Genomic DNA, 19,448 nt, shown 5'->3' on the forward strand with positions numbered 1-19,448 from the left:
AAAATTATATTTTGTTTATTTTATTTGAATATTAGAAAATTCCCCAATAAAAGTTACTTTACTTAATTTAAATATCTAGATATGATTAAAAAACGGAAATTATTTCCGCTTAATGGAAAAAATTGTATAAGAATGTAAATATTCATATTCACTAATGGAGATACTTATGACAGAAGCAGTTATCGTTTCAACCGCACGTACGGGTTTAGCAAAGTCTTGGAAAGGTGCGTTTAATATGACGCATGGTGCAACCTTAGGTGCACATGCTGTTAAGCACGCCGTTGAGCGAGCAGGCATTGATCCCGCGGAAGTAGAAGACGTTATCATGGGGGCGAGTCTTTTAGAGGGGACAACAGGTGGTAATATCGCTCGTGCTATTGCGATTCGTGCAGGTCTGCCCGTAACAACTGCAGGCGTCAGTATTAACCGTTTTTGTTCATCAGGGTTACAAGCGATTGCAATGGCTGCTAACCGTATTATTGCTGAACAGGTGCCTATTATGGTTGCGGGTGGTTTGGAGAGTATCTCGTGCGTACAAAATCAGAAAAATGCTCATATGAATCGTGATCCATGGATTGAGGAACATAAGCCTGAGCTGTACTGGAGCATGTTGCAGACGGCTGAGAATGTTGCAAAGCGTTATAACATCAGCAAAGAAGCGCAAGACGAGTATGGGGTACGTAGTCAGTTGCGAGCCGCAGCAGCACAAAAAGCAGGTCTTTTTGATAAAGAAATTGTCCCAATGACCACCACGATGGGAATTTTTGACAAAGAAAAAGGTTTAGTTGGTACAAAAGAAGTCACTATCTCTGCCGATGAAGGTATTCGCCCAGATACGAATATCGAGGGTGTGCGCAATATTCGTTCAGCCTTACCCGGAGGCGTGATTACCGCTGGTAACGCTAGTCAATTCTCTGACGGTTCTTCAGCGTGTGTATTAATGAATAGTAAATTAGCTGAGCAACGTGGTATCGAACCCTTAGGTATTTTCCGTGGTTTTGCCGTTGCGGGTTGTGAGCCTGATGAAATGGGTATTGGTCCTGTTTATGCTATCCCTCGTTTATTAGAAAGAACAGGCTTAAAAATGTCGGATATTGGGCTTTGGGAAATTAACGAAGCGTTTGCATGCCAAGTATTGTATTGTCGTGACAAATTAGGTATTCCTGATGAATTATTAAATGTAAATGGTGGAGCGATTGCCGTAGGACATCCTTATGGTGTTTCAGGTTCTCGTTTAACAGGTCATGCTTTGATTGAAGGTAAACGCCGTGGGGCTAAATACGTTGTTGTGAGTATGTGTATCGGTGGCGGTCAGGGTGCTGCAGGCTTATTTGAAGTAGTGTAAGTAGCCTTTTTTATAGGAGGAGACAAAATGAGTGTCAAAGCATTATTCAATATCGAAGGACAGGTTGCCCTGATTACTGGTGGCTCTCGAGGACTGGGTTTGCAAATTGCAGAAGCACTAGGCGAAATGGGGTGTAAGCTCGTGATTACAGCGCGTAAAGAAGGTGATTTACTAGAGGCAAAGCAACACCTTGAGTCTTTAGGTTATCCTGTTCTAGCTTTGATTAATAATCTTTCTGAGTTTGACAAAATCCCTGAGTTAGTAGATCAAGTGTTAGCACATTATGGAACGATTGATATTTTGGTTAATAATGCAGGAGCGACATGGGGTGCTCCTGCAGAAGAGTATCCTGATGAGGCATGGCATAAAGTGATGGACTTAAATGTGAACGCAATGTTCTTTTTAAGTCGAGAGGTAGGCCGCCGCTGTATGATTCCTGCGCAAAAAGGCAAAATCATTAATGTTGCTTCTATCGCAGGCTTACGAGGTACAAGTAAAGGGGTGAATACCATTGCCTATAACACTTCTAAAGCAGCTGCGGTGAACTTTACACGTACCTTAGCATCAGAGTGGGGTAAATACAATATCAATGTCAATGCGATTTGCCCGGGCTTTTTTCCCTCAAAACTGGCTAATGGTTTGATTGAAAAACTTGGTGATGCTATGGTCGCTCGGATTCCGCTAGGTCGTATTGGTGGTGAAGAAGATTTAAAAGGTTTAGCCGTATTATTGGCTTCTGAGGCAGGACGACATATTACAGGACAAGCCATTGCTGTTGATGGTGGTTCATCAATTTGTTAGGAGTAAGGTATGTCGTATCAGCATTTTACGGGTACTAAGCCTGTGGCAGAACAACATGCGTTTGACGAAAAGGCATTGGCACGTTATATCCGTGAGCATGTAGAAGACTTTGCAGGCGATTTGGTAGTTGAGCAGTTTAAAGGGGGGCAATCTAACCCCACCTTTTTGGTGAAAGCAGGTCAAAAACAATTTGTGCTGCGTCGTAAGCCGTTGGGGCAATTATTGCCTTCAGCACATGCGGTTGATCGTGAATTTAAAGTGATTAAAGCCTTAGCCAATACGGATGTCCCCGTTGCCAAAGCACATGTGCTTTGTATGGATGATGATGTGATTGGCTCGGCTTTTTATTTGATGGATTTTGTTCCCGGACGTATTCTTTGGGATCCGAGTTTACCAGAGATTCATAGCCAGCAAGAACGTCAAGCCATTTATGCAGAGATGAATCGTGTGATTGCTGCTTTGCACTCTGTTGATCCGACACAGATTGGTTTGGGTGGTTTTGGACGAACAGGAGGTTATTTTGCTCGACAAATCGAACGATGGACTAAACAGTATCGTGCTTCAGAGACAGAACATATTGAGGCAATGGAAAATCTCATCAAATGGTTACCAGAGCATATTCCTGACGGAGATGAAACACGCATTGTACATGGAGACTATCGTTTAGATAATGTGATTTTTCATCCGACAGAGCCTAAGATTTTGGCTGTACTTGATTGGGAGCTATCTACACTAGGTCATCCATTAGCCGATTTTGCTTATCACTGTATGGCTTGGCGTCGTCGCAATCAAGGTGAGCGAGGTTTAATGGATATTGATATTCAGTCTTTGGGTATTCCTAGTGAGAGCGAGTATGTCCGACAGTATTGCCAACATACAGGACGTGAGTCGATTGACCCTAAAATATGGGAATACTATATCGTATTTAATATGTTCCGTTTAGCAGGCATTTTACAAGGTGTGATGTCTAGAGCCTTAAAAGGTAATGCCTCTAACGCCTTGGCATTAGAAGCAGGTAAGCGAGCAAAGCCCTTGGCTATTCAAGCGTGGTCATTAGTTGAGAAGCTATCATAGTGGTTTAAATAAGAGAATAATTGGAGAAGACAAATGGAATTTTCACCAAAAGTAAAAGAACTTCAGGAACGCTTAAACAAATTTATGGATACGTATATCTATCCTAATGAGGCGTTATTCCACCATCAAATAGAAGAGAACCGTCTGGCAGGCAATCCTTGGCGTACACCGGCCATTATGAAAGAACTCAAAGAGAAAGCTAAAGCAGAGGGCTTATGGAATTTATTCTTACCTGAGTCATCATTAGGTGCGGGGTTGAGTAATTATGAGTATGCCCCTTTATGTGAAATCATGGGACGCTCTACGCATTTTGCACCAGAAGTATTTAATTGCTCGGCACCTGATACAGGCAATATGGAAACATTAGTGCGTTATGCCAATGAAGAGCAAAAAGAAAAATGGTTAATGCCGTTGTTAAGTGGTGAAATTCGTTCGGCATTTGCCATGACAGAACCTGCAGTTGCTTCATCTGATGCGACCAATATTGAGGCGGATATTAAAAAAGACGGTACTGACTATGTGATTAATGGCCGTAAGTGGTGGACCTCAGGTGCTTTGCACGAAGATTGTAAGGTGCTTATTTTTATGGGTAAAACAGACCCTGAGAATCCAGATAAATATCGCCAACAATCTATGATTTTAGTGCCGCTAGATACACCGGGAGTTAAAGTTGAGCGTGCATTGACTGTATTTGGCTATGATCATGCACCACATGGACATGCTGAAGTATCGTTTACAAATGTGCGTGTGCCGCAGAGTAATGTGCTATTAGGGGAGGGGCGAGGCTTTGAAATTGCGCAGGGACGCTTAGGGCCGGGGCGTATTCATCATTGTATGCGCGTCATCGGTGTGGCTGAGCGAGCGCTAGAGTTAATGTGTCGTCGAGCGTTAGAGCGTAAACCATTTGGTCGTCCTTTGGCAGATCAAGGAGTGACGCGTGAGCGGATTGCGTCAGCGCGAATCATGATTGATCAAGCACGATTACTTGTGTTAAATGCTGCACATATGATGGATACGGTGGGCAATAAGGTAGCGAAAAAAGAAATTGCGATGATTAAAGTGGCTGCACCCTCTATGGCTTGCCAAGTGATTGATTGGGCAATGCAAGCGCATGGTGGAGCCGGTGTTAGCCAAGATTTCTTCTTAGCGGCTGCTTATGCCTCTGCTCGGACCTTACGTTTTGCAGATGGTCCTGATGAAGTTCATCGCAATCAAATTGGTAAGCTTGAGTTAGCTAAATATAAAGTTTAACGAAGACGTTATTAAAGGAAGTTTTATGATGTCTGATTTACATTTACCTTTTTGGCCAAAAGGTTTGGCTAAGGAATTAACAGTACCTAAAACGACACTTCATTCTAACCTTGAAATTACAGCACGACGTTATCCAGATAAAGCGGCATTGGTATTTTATGATTATGTGATGACCTATCGTCAGCTCTTTGATGAGGTTGAGCGAATGGCGGGTTATCTCCAAAAGGTTTGCGGTGTTAAAAAGGGTGATCGAGTGTTATTGTATTTGCAAAATAGCCCACAGTTTTTTGTGGCTTACTATGCTATTTTGCGTGCAGATGCCGTGGTTGTTCCAATTAATCCGATGAATAAGGCAGAGGAGTTGGAGCATTATGTAGAAGATACGGGGGCGGATACGATTTTTGTTGCACAAGATTTATACAGTCATGTGGTCAAATTAAATCATCCTCAGATTAAAAATATCGTATTAATTTGTTATGCAGATTATTTACCTGAACAAACTGATTTAACGATACCGTCGTTTGTGAGTGCAGAGAAATTAGTGGTGAGCAATCCTAAGGTAATCCCTTGGACGAAGGCGTTGGAAGAGAATTTTCAAGCCAACCCATCAGAAACAGGGCCGGATGATTTGTGCGTCATGCCTTATACCTCGGGCACCACAGGTAATCCTAAAGGATGTATGCATACTCATGCGACAGTAATGTATAACACCTTAACCACCGCGTTTTGGTATTTGTGCAATACGCAAGATACGATTTATTTAGCGACCTTGCCGATTTTCCATGTGTCAGGTATGCAAGGAACCATGAATACACCCATCTATCTAGGTGCTACCGTTGTGCTAATGGTGCGCTGGGATAGAGAAGTGGCTCTCAAACTTATTGAGCGTTATCGTATTAGTCGCTTACCGATGATTGCGGCGATGGTGGTGGATTTTATGTCTTCGCCTAATTTTGATAAGTATGATTTATCATCGGTGACGCGTATTAGTGGGGGTGGTGCTGCGATGCCAGAGGCTGTGGCGGCTAGACTTTATGATTTGTTCAATATCAAATATATCGAAGGATATGGTATGTCGGAGCTAATGGCCGCTTCACATATGAATCCTGAAGCTAGACCAAAACGACAATGTTTAGGTATCCCTTTGTTTGGCGTTGATTCTCGGATAATTGATATTGATACATTAGAGGAGTTACCGCAAGGAAAAACAGGAGAGATTATTGTTCATGGTCCTCAAATGATGTTGGGATATTGGAATAATCCCAAAGCAACAGAAGAAACGTTTATTGAATTGGATGGTAAGAAATTCTTACGTACTGGGGATATCGGTTATATCGATGAAGAGGGATACTTCTTTATGGTAGACCGCTTAAAACGGATGATTAATGCTTCTGGTTATAAAGTATGGCCTGTCGAAGTCGAAAGTCTCATGTATAAAAATCCTGTCATCCAAGAAGCATGTGTTGTGGGTGTGCAGGATGAAAAACGAGGCGAAACAGTTAAGGCTGTTGTGGTGCTAAAACCAGACTATCAGGACAAGGTCAGCGAAGAGGACATTATAGCGTGGTGTAAAGAGCATATGGCGGCCTATAAAGTCCCCCAAATCGTAGAATTTATTGAGGAGTTGCCTAAAACTGCCTCTGGGAAAATTAGCTGGAAACAGTTATAAATAAAGGAGTTAAAACAAAAAGCGTGCTGTATTTCAAGCACGCTTTTTTGTATATCCTATTTTTAGGAAATAGAGGGTTTATTTTTTGTTGGCAAAGAATTTGCGAAACTTCTCTTGAGCCGCTTCGGATTGTAAGCATTCGGCAAACGCTTTTCTTTCAATATGAATAGTTTCTGCGACAACCGGTGAAATCTGACGTTTTAGTAGACGTTTGGTGTGTTTTAAAGAAGCTAGAGAATGCTGAGTAAGCTCTTCGGCAAGTTTTTGTGCATCATGGATAGCCTGACCTGATTCACTCACTTGATTAATTAAGCCTGCCTCAAATGCTTTTTCTGCACTAAATGGATTGCCACGAAATAACCATTCGTTTGCTTGACGTATACCGACATATTGCGCCAGTAAAACACTAGAGGCTCCTTCGGGGCAGAGTGCAAGGTGAATAAACGGAAGTTGGAAACGAGTGTCTTTGCCAGCATACACAAAGTCACAGTGAAGGAGCATGGTAACACCAATACCCACAGCACCACCTTCTACCGCAGCAATAATTGGGATGGTTGCTTTGTTAAGGCTTTCTAGGAAAACCATCGCAGGGCTCACAGCTTCAGGTGTTTTTTGGAAATCGTGTAAATCGTTGCCAGCCGTAAAATAGTTAGCCGCACCTGTAATGATAATGGTATGTAAATCATCGCGATCAACCGTAGCGTCGATCGTCTGAGCCAATAGTGCATACGTTTCTCTATCTAAAGCATTACGCACATCAGGGCGATTGATGGTGATTCGTAGGATTTTGTTTTCTTCGTGAATTAATACTTTATCGCTTGTCATTGTTAGAGCTCCTTTGATAGACGATTTTTGGCAAGTTCGTATTCTTGTTTTAAGTTTGAAATAATTTGGGCAGTGCTGTCGACTTTGTCGATAGAGCCTACACCTTGACCAGCTCCCCAAATATTTTTCCAAGGTTTTACTCGGTTTGTACCAAAATTAGTCGTTGCCATATCTTCTGGGTTGAGATTGTCTGGGTCAAGACCTGATGCAAGGATACTTGGTCTTAAGTAATTGCCTGGAACGCCAGTAAAGAAGGGGGTGTATAAGATGTCTTTAGCACTAGAGTCGATAATCATTTGCTTATAAGCCTCATCAGCATTGGCCTCGTGGCTAGCAATAAAACGTGTGCCCATATAGGCAAAATCAGCTCCCATGGCGCGTGCTGCCAGAATGCCGTCACCCGTACTGATAGAGCCAGACAAGGCAATCGGGCCGTCAAAAATTCGGCGTACTTCAGAGAGTAGTGCGAATGGGCTGAGAGTGCCAGCATGCCCACCAGCTCCAGCGGCGACAAGGATAAGACCGTCTACGCCAGCTTCGAGTGCTTTTTCAGCATGTCTTAGTGTGGTGACATCATGAAAGACAATACCTCCCCATTGGTGAACTTGTTGAGCAATATCATTTGGTGCTCGTAAACTGGTGATAATGAGAGGGACTTTGTATTTCTCGCATAGCGCCATGTCATGGTCTAGGCGATTATTTGATGAGTGAATAATCTGATTGATAGCGAAGGGGGCGATTTTTTGGGAGGGATTTTTTGCGCGTTCTTGGGTAAGCGTTTCGGTGATTTCTGCTAACCAATCATCAAGAAGTTCGGGGGGGCGAGCATTGAGAGCGGGCATTGAACCGATAACACCACCTTTACACTGCTCAATGACTAAGCGGGGGTTAGAGATGATAAACATGGGTGAGCAAATCACAGGTAAGCTCATTTGTGCATGTAAGTTTTGAACGATAGAGGTACTCATAATTACACATGTCTCCTATGTGAATAAATTAGTTCAAATTTAAAGTTTTAGTTATTTTTTATTTAAAGAAATATAGAATTTAATGTATCATACACCCCTCATTTTGTTAATAGGTATTTGCTTAAAAATAGCGATTTTTTTGTAAAAAATCACTGAAAAATTAAGGTGATTTTATAGATTGTTGGTAACACGCAAATTACGATTAAAAGGTATGTTTTTTATAAATTTTATTCAATAAAACATTGACTTATATGATAAAATTATAAGAACAATAACAATCTCTAAATACGTAAAAATATGGATCAAAAAGATAATAAAAACCTATCCAATCAACAGGTCGTCGCACAACCTAAAGACCGTTCGTTGATTGATAAATACAAAGAGGATCGTCAATTTGTCACTGCGTTGGCAAGGGGGTTGGAAGTATTGGCCTGCTTTCGTTCTGGCAATGGTGTGTTGGGTAATCAAGATATTGCCAAGCGTTGTCGATTATCGAATTCGACTGTCTCACGCCTCACTTCTACTTTAGTTAAGATGGGCTATCTCATGCATGATGAGCCTACAGGGAAGTATCGTCTAGGTATGGCGACATTAGCCTTGGGTGCTGGTATGCTAGCTAAATTAGATGTGCGTCAATTAGCCAGACCGTATATGCAAGAGTTAGCTGATTTTTGTCAGGGTGTTGTTAGCTTGGGTGTACGAGATCGGCTTTCTATGCTTTACATCGAAAGTTGTCGTAGCTCTTCTGTTTTAACCTTATCTGTTGACGTGGGCTCTCGTTTACCCATTACGACATCATCGATGGGGCGAGCTTATTTAGTTGAAGCGAGTGCGAACGAACGTCAAGAAATCTTCGATAGGGTTAATGAGCTCGACGAACGCTCTAGCGAAGCTATTCGTCTAGGATTCGAGCAGGCACTAAAAGACTATAAAGAGTTAGGTTGTACGTGTTCTTTTGGGGATTGGCAAAAAGATGTGAATGGTATATCCATTGGATTGAACTTAGGAATTAATTTTCCTCTTATGTCAATCAATTGCGGTGGACCTTCATCTAGCTTATCTCAAGAGTTCTTATTGGAAGAGGTGCGTCCTCGCTTACTAGAAATGAAACAACGTTTACGAGAAGCTGTTGGACTGAGGTAGTGGCGTACAATACTAAAAGAGCTAGTATATTGTCATACTAGCTCTTTTTATTTAGAGATACCTTATGGTATCTTTTTATCTTTGGGAATTAGCTTAATAAGCTATTGCTATAACGATCAAAGTGATAATCGACATCACCAAAAATCATATTAATCAATGCGACGCGTTTGTAGAAATGAGCCACATTAAGCTCATCCGTTACACCGATACCGCCATGCATTTGCACGGCTTCTTGTGCAACTTGACGAGCTAGTTTGCCTACATAGGCTTTCGCTCCAGAAGACTTAGTTTGACGATGTTTTAAATCGGTATTACTCATCTCTGTTGCCGCTAATAGAGCCATTGAGTTGGCTTGTTCGGCAGCAATAAGCATTTCCGCCATACGATGTTGAAGTGCTTGGAAAGAGCCAATAGGCACACCGAATTGTTTGCGAACTTTTAGATACTCTAGTGTGGCTTTATTTAATGCATCAATGAGTCCGCTTGCTTCAGCGGTTAAGGCTGCATTGGTGATAGCAAGAGCATGTCCAATCGCATTAGCGGCTTGACCTTCTTGGCCGATTAATGTCTCAGCAGCGACAGCAGTATTTGAGAAAATAATATCTGCAGCATTGTGACCGTCATGTGTGCGGTATTGTTTGATAGTCACTCCAGCTGTATCTTTGGGTAAGCGGAATAGGCTGATTCCTTCGCTATCTGTATGAGCGCCTGAGGTACGTGCGGATACAATGATATAGTCTGCATGCTGAACATCAAGAGCTGCTGCTTTATGTCCATTTAAAATCCATTGATTACCGTCTTTTTGAGCTGTGGTGCTAACAAAGGTTTCTTGGTAACGACCATTTGGCTCATAGTGAGCGAAACTATAACGAGCGCCCCCAGCGGCAATTTCCTCGATATAAGCGGATTTTTGTTCTGGGGTGCCTGCCTCTTGCAATAATGTACCTGCTAGAATGACGGTGCTGACATAAGGCTCAAGTAATAAGCCGGGAGCAAGTGCTTTCATCACAAGGTAGTTATCTAAGGCTGTACCATTTAAGCCACCTAACTCCTCGGGAAATGGTAGGGCAAGAATACCGAGTTCTGCTAGGGTATTCCATGTTTGTTCAGAGAACGTATCACCAGATGCAATGCGTTTACGGCGATCCTCAAAACTATAGTCTTTGGCAATGAATCGGTTTAAGGTATCCTGTAGAGAGATTTGCTCTTCTGTAAAATTAAAATCCATAATTTACTCCACCAATTAGTTATTATTCATGCTTTATAGACCAAGCATGGTGCGTGTGATAATGCCTTTTTGAACCTCACTTGAACCACCATAAATCGTTGTTTTTCTGACATTAAAGCTGTAACCTGTGAGGTGCTCAAAGTCTGTTGGGAACGCACTACTAATGTTGTCGTGTTCATCACTATCAAGTAGGTGTGCTACACCGTAAGGTCCTAGAGCTTGCGACGCTAATTCAGCAAGGGTCTGTTGAATTTCAGAGCCTTTGACTTTAAGGATAGAGGCCTCGGGTCCCGGATTGTGCTGCTTACCTTCGGTTGAAACGAGTTTTAGATTGGTAATCTCTAATGCTTGTAGTTCTAGTTCAACGGCAGCTACACGGTCACGGAAACGGACATCCTCAATTAGTGGCTTGCCGTCATTACCTGTACGATTGGCTAGCATTTCTTTTAAGCGAGCGAGGGCTGCTTTTGAACGACCTACACGAGCAATGCCTGTACGTTCATGGCCTAACAGGAATTTAGCGTATGTCCATCCTTTATTTTCTTCACCAACGAGATTTTTAGCTGGGACTCGAACATTTTCAAACCATACTTCATTAATTTCGTGACCGTCATCAAGCATGATAATTGGACGGACAGTAATGCCCGGGGTTTTCATATCAATCAATAAGAAAGAAATGCCTTCTTGCTTTTTGGCAGTTGGGTCAGTACGCACTAAGCAGAAAATCCAATCAGCAAATTGTGCTAAGGTTGTCCAAGTTTTTTGCCCATTCACAACATAATAATCACCGTCACGCACAGCACTTGTTTTTAAAGATGCGAGGTCTGAGCCAGCACCAGGTTCTGAATAACCTTGGCACCACCAATCTTGACCTGAAATAATTCGTGGTAGGAAAAAGTCTTTTTGTTCCTGTGAGGCATATTTTTGAATAACAGGGGCAACCATTTTAATACCAAAGGCTAACTGCTCAGGGGCTCCATAACGGGCACATTCTTCATCAAAAATGTGACGTTGTACGGCGTCCCAGCCTGTACCGCCATATTCTACTGGCCAAGATGGTGCTCCCCAGCCTTGGGCATAAAGTGCTTTTTGCCATTCGATACGGTCTTCTGGGCTGAGAGGCTCGTTCATGAAAATTTTACGGCGTACTTCATCAGATACGGTTTTTTCTAAGAAAGCACGAACTTCATCACGGAAGGCGAGTTGTTCTTGTGTGAGGTTTAAATCCATAGTTGTTTCCTTAGTTGTTATTAATAGATATTTCCGTTATGCGAAAATGTTTTTTGTTTTACGGAATTATAATAATAGATGAAATTTATTTGGTCAATCAGGTTTTCCATTATTTTTTATGATTGTTTTTGTTGTTTAATTAATGTATTATTGGATTTATTATTCCACAATGCAAAATATATTTTTGATATTTCGATTTATGACAAGGAGTATGAGTAATGGAGACTGTAAACTACGACGTACAGCAGGGTGTTGCTGTATTAACTTTTTGTAATCCGCCTGTTAATGGGATGAATCACGATGTTCGAGTGGGTATTGTTCAGGCAGTGGATAGAGCCAATGATGATGATTCAGTAAAAGCGATTGTGATTACAGGGGCGAATAAGATTTTCTCTGGTGGTGCAGATATTACTGAATTTGGTACCCCTAAAGTCACTAAACATCCTATCTTGCGTTCGGTTATTGAAACCTTAGAATTTAGTCAAAAAATCGTTATCGCCGCTATTCAAGGGACTTGCTTGGGAGGTGGTTTAGAGCTATCGATGGGGGCACATTATCGTGTTGCGCATGTAGACGCTAATATTGGTCTACCAGAGGTAAAATTGGGCATTTTACCGGGGGCAGGTGGTACACAACGCTTACCTCGCGCTATTGGCTTAGAGAAAGCTTTGCATATGATTGTGACAGGAGCTTTTGTTAAAGGCAAAGAGTTTGCTAATACTGGCTTGATTGATAAGGTTGTTGAAGGCGATGTTGTGCAAGAGGCAGTCGCATTTGCACAAGAGTTAGTTAAGAATAATGCAAAACCGAAGTTACTGCGCGATGAAAAAGTGGCGTTTGAGGGAGATGCACAAGCTTTCTTAAACGAACAACGTGAGAAATTAGCGGCAGCGAATAAGCATTATCCTGCGCCAGTAACATGTTTAGACGCAGTGGCAGGTAGTGTTTTCTTACCTTTTGAAGCAGGTCTTAAACAAGAACGACGTTTATTTATGGGCTTGATGAGTTCTGATGAATCCTTAGCTTTACGTCATATTTTTGCGGCTGAACGTGCAGCTTATAAGATTCCAGATATTCCCGCTGATACACCATTGCGTGAAATTAAGAAAGTCGCTGTTATTGGTGCGGGTACTATGGGCGGTGGAATTAGTATGAATTTCTTGAATGTGGGCATTCCTGTCACGATTCTTGAAATGAAACAAGAGGCTTTAGATCGAGGCCTATCTATTATTCGTCGTAATTATGAGAATACGATGAAAAAAGGCCGTCTAACCGCAGAGCAGGTCGAAGAGCGTATGGGCTTATTAAAAGGCACACTCTCTTATGATGATATCGCGGATGCGGATTTAATTATTGAAGCAGTTTTTGAAGAGATGAGCGTCAAAGAAACTGTCTTTAAAGAGTTAGACCGTGTGGCAAAACCGGGTGCTATTTTGGCATCTAATACCTCTACGCTTGATGTCGATAAAATTGCTAGTTTTACAAAACGTCCAGAAGATGTCATTGGTCTACACTTCTTTAGTCCTGCTAATGTAATGAAGTTACTTGAAATCGTACGTGGTGAGAAAACAGCCAAAGATGTATTGGCAACCTCATTACAATTAGCGCGTAAGATTGCGAAGAAACCGGTAGTATCAGGGGTTTGCGATGGCTTTATTGGGAATCGTATGCTATATCGCTATCGTGCTGTGGGTGATCAGTTGTTGCTTGAGGGTGCATCCCCATCACAAATTGACCGTGCTTTAGAAAACTTTGGTTTTGCCATGGGGCCTTATCGTGTAGGTGATTTGGCAGGTTTGGATATTGGTTGGGCTATCCGTAAACGTAAAGCTGCAGAGAATCCAGACGTTCCTTATGAGCCTGTTATTGGCGATAAACTATGCGAGGCAGGTCGCTTTGGTCAAAAAACAGGTAAAGGTTGGTATCGCTATGAAGAGGGTAATCGAGAGCCTTTAGTTGATCCAGAAGTGGAAAAGATTATCGATGAGTATCGTGCGTCTAAAGGGGTTGTGCCTCGTACATTTACTGATAGAGATATCGTTGAGCAATGTATTTATGCATTGGTCAATGAGGGCGCTAAAATTCTGGAAGAGGGTATTGCATTGCGTGCTTCAGATCTTGATGTTGTGTATCTCAATGGCTATGGTTTCCCTGCGCATCGTGGTGGTCCAATGCATTATGCACAACAGGTTGGGTTATTCAATGTCGTTCGTTCAATGAAGCGCTTTGCTAAGGCATCTCCTCAGGCAGCTGAGTTCTGGAAAGTGTCGCCTCTATTGGAGCAACACGCAGAGTCTGGTGAGCCATTGAAATAAATGATTTCCTAAGAGAGGAAAATACACTACGGTGTAATTTAAAAGGTCTAGTCCGTGGGACTAGACCTCTTTTTATTAAGGCATAAGTACCACGAGATTATCGCGATGAATAAGCTCTTCGTTATGAATGCTACCTAAAATCTCTGCAATTTTATGCGTAGGCTGGCGTAAGATACGACGTGTATCTGATGAGGCATAATTAATCAGTCCACGTGCATATTCAATACCGTTTTCATCCACACAAGCGACTAAATCTCCGCGTTTAAATGTGCCTGATACATCAATAGCCCCGATGGGTAATAAGCTTTTCCCTTGTTCTGTTAGGGCTTTAATAGCGCCAGCGTCCAATACAATTTTGCCTCGTACGCGTAAATGGTCTGCTAACCATTGTTTGCGAGCAGAGCGGACACTATGACTTGCTTGTAGCTCTGTACCGATGGTTTCTCCTGCAGCTAAACGGGCAAGTACATTTTCTTCGTGCCCTGACACAATAATCGTATGAGCACCTGTACTGGCAGCGCGTTTAGCAGCGAGAACTTTTGTAATCATGCCGCCTGTGCCGACCATAGAGCCACTACCACCAGCCATTTTTTCTAAGGCAGGGTCACCTGCGGTTGCATGATGAATAAATTGCGCTTGGGGGTTTTTACGAGGATCGCTATCGTACAAACCTGTCTGGTCTGTCAGAATAATCAAGGCGTCCGCATCAATAAGATTGGTCACTACAGCCCCTAGTGTATCATTGTCGCCAAGGCGAATCTCGTCGGTCACAATGGTATCGTTTTCATTGACGATAGGGATAACGCCTAAGTCCAATAGCGTCAAGAATGTTGAGCGAGCATTGATATAGCGAAGACGGTCTGCTAAATCTTCGTGAGTGAGAAGAATTTGCGAGGCAAGTAAATGATGCGTAGAGAATGCTTTTTCATAAGCTTGAATTAAACCCATCTGACCAATAGAGGCAGCAGCTTGTTGCTTATTGACCTCTTTGGGACGAGAAGTCCAGCCTAAACGCGCCATCCCCTCAGCAATTGCGCCACTAGAAACGAGCACGACCTCTTTACCTGCTTGGCGTAGAGCAGCAATTTGTGCAGCCCAAGCAGCGATAGCTGGGTAATCAATTCCTTTGCCGTAGTTTGTGATGAGAGAAGAGCCGATTTTAATGACAATACGTTTGGCATCTTTAATAACGGAAAAGGTATTCATAAAAGTTAAAATGCGAGTTAATCAATAATTAGACGATATTAATATGTGTCTTGGAAAAAGTAAATAATCCCAAGATGAAAAAAACCTCACACAAAATGGTGAGGTTTATATCTCATTGAATATCGCTATAGAAAGGGTTTATTCAGTGATATTAGACCTATTCGTATTAAAGCGAGGGTCTTCGGGTTCATAACCCACCACTTGCTCATCTGCCGCTTGATTATCTTTCGCTTTTTCCTTATCAAGATAGTCTTGTAAAGCCCAAATAAGCTCTTGAGTGCCTTCACCATTGAGGGCCGAAATAGCAAATACAGGACCAGTCCAGCCGAATTGTGCGCAGAAGTCTTTTTTCACTTGTTCTGGGTTTTCGAGCATATCTAATTTGTTTAGCACTAACCAGCGAGGTTTTTCATAAAGCTCTTGGCTATACTTCTGAAGCTCATTGACGATAGCTTTTGCATCCGCTACAGACTTTTCGATAGTATCTACCTCTGGGTCTAGACTAGACACATCCACCAAGTGTAAAAGTACGCGTGTACGGGTGAGATGGCGCAAGAATAGATGTCCTAGACCTGCTCCCTCTGAAGCACCTTCAATCAGACCGGGAATATCGGCCACTACAAAGCTACGAGAGGCTGATGTCCGTACCACGCCGAGATTAGGGTGTAGGGTTGTAAATGGATAGTCAGCCACTTTAGGGCGCGCATTGGAAATCTTAGTAATCAGTGTTGATTTACCAGCATTCGGTAGGCCGAGTAAGCCTACATCGGCTAGCACTTTAAGCTCTAGACGGAGTTTGCGGTGCTCACCTTCCTTGCCGTAGGTAAATTGGCGAGGAGCACGATTGACGCTGGATTTAAAATGAATGTTACCCAAGCCGCCTTGACCACCAGCCGCCAGAGTGACTTGTTCGCCATGACGGTCTAAGTCAAATAATTGTTCACCAGTTTCGTCATCATAGATAACTGTACCAACAGGAACGCGTAGCGTAATATCGTCAGCAGCAGCACCGTATTGGTCTGAACCACGACCATTTTCACCATTTTTAGCACGATGTAGGCGTGCATAGCGGAAATCAATAAGGGTATTAATATTGCGATCTGCTACGGCAAAAATGCTACCGCCACGACCGCCATCACCACCGTCAGGACCGCCCTTGGGAATGAATTTCTCGCGACGGAAACTGGCGGAACCATTTCCCCCTTTACCGGCGATGACCTCAATTCTAGCTTCATCAACAAATTTCATAATATTTTTCCGAGCTTTTTTCTTTTAGACTAGAGAAATAGATTGCTTATTGCTATTTTACTCTAGACAAAAGCAATAATAAAAACGCCGCTCAAAACAGAGGTTTGAACGGCGTTTGTCGTAATCAGTAAATTACTTATTCTGCAGCGATAACAGAAACTGTTTGCTTGTTAAGCGCGCCACGTACTGAGAATTTTACTTGACCATCAACTAAGGCGTATAAAGTATGATCTTTACCAATACCTACGTTCGTGCCTGGGTGGAAACGAGTACCACGTTGGCGAACGATGATTGAACCTGCAGGGATTGACTGACCGCCGTAAACTTTAACACCTAAGCGTTTCGCTTCTGAATCACGACCGTTGCGGGTTGAACCGCCACCTTTTTTCTGTGCCATGTTTTAACTCCTGCTATTAAGCTGTGATAGATTCGATAACGATTTGAGTGTAATTTTGGCGATGGCCTTGACGCTTTTGATAGTGCTTACGGCGACGCATTTTGAAAATTTTCACTTTATCGTGACGACCATGTGCAAGAACCTTTGCTTTTACCACAGCACCAGCAACTAAAGGAGTACCTACTTTTAAAGATTCACCTTCGCCTACTGATAAAACTTGATCTAGCGAGATTTCTTGCCCGATGTCTGCTGGTATCTGTTCTACCTTAAGTTTTTGACCTTGGGCAACGCGATATTGCTTGCCGCCGGTTTTTATGACCGCGTACATATGGGTAACCTCAAATTAAATAAATAACAATACTTGCCTAAAAACAAGGCAAGACAATCATTTTAACCATAAATTCCTTTTAAAGTCAAATAATTAAGTGTTAGATAACAACAAAAAGGCATTTTTAAAAACTGTGAGGCACCACAAACCCTCTATGCACTTCTTCCCATGCGCCATATTGATTTGCTTGTAAAGCACACAATAGCAGTGGTTGTGCTTCTTCATTATGGTTTTCGAATAGTTGCCATTGAGAATAGAGGGTGGAGAGGATTTCTTTTGATTCAACGGTTTCTTGTAAAGGACATTGATGTCGACTAAGCCATTGCAAACGGGGTAAGATTTTCCAGCGCCAATGTTGAGGAGATTGTTTTAATCGCTCGATAAAGTTATCTATCTTTAACCACCAACCGCGTAGGTGATGTGAGTGAATCCATGGCAACTCAGAGGGCTCTAGATAATCTGACCAAGTATCTGCATCTATGGTAGCATCAGATTTTAGAGGATAAAACAGCCAGCCTTTCATAAAATAAGCGGATTGCGTAATAGGTAAGGCAAGTTGTTGAGCGACTTGTTGTGCGAGCGGTAATTGCTTTTTCTGCAAATGCAGTAGTTTGCGCAGTAGTGTATCTTTTTTCTGTGTACCGATAAAACGATCGAGATGGTTTAAAAGTGCGTAAGCTTGTTCGTCCGTGATGTCGTTATTTTGTTGTAGTAATTGTATATCTTCTTTGGTCAAGGTTAACGGAGTCAGGGCAATGTCACTTTCTTTTGGAATATAGAGGTAAAGCTTAACGGCAAGTTCCCAATGGTGAATGCGTTGAGTGGTTTTGTCTTGCCAAATGTAATCAAGCTCTCCAATAGTTTTTGTACCTTTGAATAACTTCTCTTGGATAGGGAAGTGTTGATAAAGCAAAGTGATAGAAGGGCAATGCGATAGGGCTAGTCCTAATAAATCCTCAGCATATAAGCCTAGACGAGAACGTTTGCCGATCGTTTGTATGTCTTTTGTACTATCGGAGGAGAGGAGGTATTGTTGGAGAGCCCGTTGCTGCTCAGGGTTAAATTGAGCAGCAGGGTAATGGGCAAGACCTTGGACAAGAAAAGGTGAGTGAATCAACCAATCTACGTCTTGCCATATCTGTGTATCCGTATTACGAACGATAGTCGGCATTAATGCTGACGTAGTCATGAGAAAAGTCACAAGTATAGACTGTTTCGCAAATATCACCACGTCCGAGAACAACGCGGACGAGAATCTCTGCTTCATTCATCACGGCTTGACCTTGTTCTTCTCGATATTCAGGATTGCGGCCGCCATTGAGAGCAACAAGAACATCACCGAGATAGAGTTTTAACGCGCTCGTATCCAAATCATTGACACCAGCATAACCGATAGCCGCTAGGATACGACCAAGATTAGGATCAGAGGCAAAGAATGCCGTCTTAACAAGTGGTGAGTGCGCAATTGCGTAGGCAATTTTTAAAGCCTCTTCGCTATTTTTTGCCTCTTCGACTTGAACAGTAATAAATTTTGTTGCGCCTTCAGCATCTCGAACGATTTTTTGTGCTAATTCACGAGAAATCTCTGTGAGTGCTTGGGCGATAATATCAAAACTAGCGGTGCCTTCGATAGCCTCAACGCCACTTTGACCTGTTGCTGCAATGATGAATGAGTCATTGGTTGATGTGTCGCCATCTACGGTAATGCGATTGAATGATTGGTTGGCGATAGCTACGGTGAGTTTTTCGAGTGTTTGTTGTGCAATTTTGGCATCTGTCGCTACATACCCTAACATGGTTGCCATATTAGGGCGAATCATACCAGCTCCTTTACTAATACCTGTGACGGTGACTGTTTTACCGTCTACTTTTACTTGTTTAGAAGAAACTTTAGGTACAGTATCGGTAGTCATAATGCTATGTGCGGCATTAAACCATTCATTGTCAGCAAGGTTGGCGACAGCTGTTGGTATAGCCGCATTAATTTTATCAATGGGTAGTGGTTCGAGAATAACACCTGTTGAAAAAGGCAATACTTGCTCTTCTTTTAAATTTAAAGCATTTGCTAGCGTGGCAGAGGTGGCTAATGCATTTTGATAGCCTGTTTCGCCGGTACCTGCATTGGCATTGCCTGTATTAATCAATAGGGCACGGATATCATTGCCACTAGTGAGGCGTTGTTTGCAGATTTGGACTGGAGCTGCGCAAAAGCGGTTAGTGGTAAATACGCCCGCTACTGTTGTGCCAGGAGCAAATTGGAAAACAGTAATGTCTTTTTTGCCAGGTTTTTTAATGCCTGCTGAAGCAATGCCAATTTGGACACCAGCAACGAGATGGATATCTTTTACATCAGGAATATGAAAATTTACAGGCATTATGTGCCTCCTAGAACTATCGTTAAAATTACCTAAAAACCTCGT

At 42.4% G+C, this 19,448-nt stretch carries 17 protein-coding genes; 7 read left to right on the forward strand and 10 right to left on the reverse strand.

Going from position 1 to position 19,448, the window contains the following annotated elements; translation table 11 throughout:
- Positions 1 to 166: 166 nt before the first annotated feature.
- Genes HKX39_RS09250 through HKX39_RS09270 form a run of 5 tightly spaced genes read left to right on the forward strand, consistent with a single transcriptional unit; the run spans position 167 to position 6,140 of the window.
- Entirely contained in the window at positions 167 to 1,345 is a 1,179-nt protein-coding gene (locus tag HKX39_RS09250; RefSeq protein ID WP_171681040.1) for an acetyl-CoA C-acyltransferase, read from the forward strand.
- 27 nt (positions 1,346 to 1,372) lie between these two features.
- Positions 1,373 to 2,146, forward strand: coding sequence for an SDR family oxidoreductase (locus tag HKX39_RS09255; protein ID WP_171681041.1), 774 nt, complete (start codon positions 1,373 to 1,375; stop codon positions 2,144 to 2,146).
- A 9-nt stretch (positions 2,147 to 2,155) separates the two neighbouring features.
- A complete protein-coding gene (locus tag HKX39_RS09260; RefSeq protein ID WP_171681042.1) occupies positions 2,156 to 3,220 on the forward strand; it encodes a phosphotransferase in 1,065 nt (354 codons plus the stop codon).
- 33 nt (positions 3,221 to 3,253) lie between these two features.
- Positions 3,254 to 4,471: an acyl-CoA dehydrogenase family protein gene (locus HKX39_RS09265; RefSeq protein ID WP_171681043.1), complete on the forward strand. Its 1,218-nt coding sequence runs from the start codon at positions 3,254 to 3,256 to the stop codon at positions 4,469 to 4,471.
- A 25-nt stretch (positions 4,472 to 4,496) separates the two neighbouring features.
- Positions 4,497 to 6,140: a long-chain fatty acid--CoA ligase gene (locus HKX39_RS09270; RefSeq protein ID WP_343043445.1), complete on the forward strand. Its 1,644-nt coding sequence runs from the start codon at positions 4,497 to 4,499 to the stop codon at positions 6,138 to 6,140.
- Positions 6,141 to 6,218: 78 nt separating this feature from the next.
- On the opposite strand, the gene HKX39_RS09275 is transcribed toward HKX39_RS09270, so the two are convergent.
- Together HKX39_RS09275 and HKX39_RS09280 are read right to left on the reverse strand one after the other, a co-directional pair.
- Complete coding sequence (locus tag HKX39_RS09275) at positions 6,219 to 6,965, reverse strand: enoyl-CoA hydratase-related protein (RefSeq protein ID WP_171681044.1); 747 nt, start codon at positions 6,963 to 6,965, stop codon at positions 6,219 to 6,221.
- Positions 6,966 to 6,967: 2 nt separating this feature from the next.
- Positions 6,968 to 7,933 (reverse strand): NAD(P)H-dependent flavin oxidoreductase, encoded by a 966-nt coding sequence (locus HKX39_RS09280; protein WP_171681045.1) that lies wholly within the window; start codon positions 7,931 to 7,933, stop codon positions 6,968 to 6,970.
- Between the two features lie 297 nt (positions 7,934 to 8,230).
- Between HKX39_RS09280 and HKX39_RS09285 the strand changes: the two genes are divergently transcribed.
- Positions 8,231 to 9,076, forward strand: coding sequence for an IclR family transcriptional regulator (locus HKX39_RS09285; protein WP_171681046.1), 846 nt, complete (start codon positions 8,231 to 8,233; stop codon positions 9,074 to 9,076).
- An 88-nt stretch (positions 9,077 to 9,164) separates the two neighbouring features.
- On the opposite strand, the gene HKX39_RS09290 is transcribed toward HKX39_RS09285, so the two are convergent.
- Positions 9,165 to 10,304, reverse strand: coding sequence for an acyl-CoA dehydrogenase family protein (locus HKX39_RS09290; protein WP_171681047.1), 1,140 nt, complete (start codon positions 10,302 to 10,304; stop codon positions 9,165 to 9,167).
- 33 nt (positions 10,305 to 10,337) lie between these two features.
- Positions 10,338 to 11,534: an acyl-CoA dehydrogenase family protein gene (locus tag HKX39_RS09295; RefSeq protein WP_171681048.1), complete on the reverse strand. Its 1,197-nt coding sequence runs from the start codon at positions 11,532 to 11,534 to the stop codon at positions 10,338 to 10,340.
- 218 nt (positions 11,535 to 11,752) lie between these two features.
- Here HKX39_RS09295 and HKX39_RS09300 point away from each other — a divergent pair, with 218 nt between their 5' ends.
- Positions 11,753 to 13,849 carry a 3-hydroxyacyl-CoA dehydrogenase NAD-binding domain-containing protein gene (locus HKX39_RS09300; RefSeq protein ID WP_171681049.1) on the forward strand — a complete coding sequence of 699 codons (2,097 nt, stop codon included), beginning with the start codon at positions 11,753 to 11,755 and terminating at the stop codon, positions 13,847 to 13,849.
- Between the two features lie 75 nt (positions 13,850 to 13,924).
- Here the strand turns inward: HKX39_RS09300 and proB are convergent, their stop codons facing one another.
- From proB to argJ, 6 genes are all read right to left on the reverse strand, one after another.
- Positions 13,925 to 15,055, reverse strand: coding sequence for a glutamate 5-kinase (proB, locus tag HKX39_RS09305; RefSeq protein WP_171681050.1), 1,131 nt, complete (start codon positions 15,053 to 15,055; stop codon positions 13,925 to 13,927).
- A gap of 138 nt (positions 15,056 to 15,193) precedes the next feature.
- On the reverse strand, positions 15,194 to 16,303 hold the full coding sequence (obgE, locus tag HKX39_RS09310) for a GTPase ObgE (RefSeq protein ID WP_171681051.1): 1,110 nt from the start codon (positions 16,301 to 16,303) through the stop codon (positions 15,194 to 15,196).
- A 136-nt stretch (positions 16,304 to 16,439) separates the two neighbouring features.
- Entirely contained in the window at positions 16,440 to 16,700 is a 261-nt protein-coding gene (rpmA, locus tag HKX39_RS09315; protein WP_171681052.1) for a 50S ribosomal protein L27, read from the reverse strand.
- Between the two features lie 16 nt (positions 16,701 to 16,716).
- On the reverse strand, positions 16,717 to 17,028 hold the full coding sequence (gene rplU, locus HKX39_RS09320; RefSeq protein ID WP_171589388.1) for a 50S ribosomal protein L21: 312 nt from the start codon (positions 17,026 to 17,028) through the stop codon (positions 16,717 to 16,719).
- 124 nt (positions 17,029 to 17,152) lie between these two features.
- A complete protein-coding gene (locus tag HKX39_RS09325; RefSeq protein ID WP_171681053.1) occupies positions 17,153 to 18,217 on the reverse strand; it encodes a DUF1853 family protein in 1,065 nt (354 codons plus the stop codon).
- Positions 18,180 to 19,403 carry a bifunctional glutamate N-acetyltransferase/amino-acid acetyltransferase ArgJ gene (gene argJ, locus HKX39_RS09330; RefSeq protein ID WP_171681054.1) on the reverse strand — a complete coding sequence of 408 codons (1,224 nt, stop codon included), beginning with the start codon at positions 19,401 to 19,403 and terminating at the stop codon, positions 18,180 to 18,182. The genes HKX39_RS09325 and argJ overlap by 38 nt, the downstream gene beginning before the upstream one ends.
- Between the last annotated feature and the right edge of the window lie 45 nt (positions 19,404 to 19,448).

This window comes from Pelistega suis (assembly GCF_013133795.1).
In the GTDB taxonomy this organism is placed as follows: Bacteria; Pseudomonadota; Gammaproteobacteria; order Burkholderiales; family Burkholderiaceae_B; genus Taylorella; species Taylorella suis.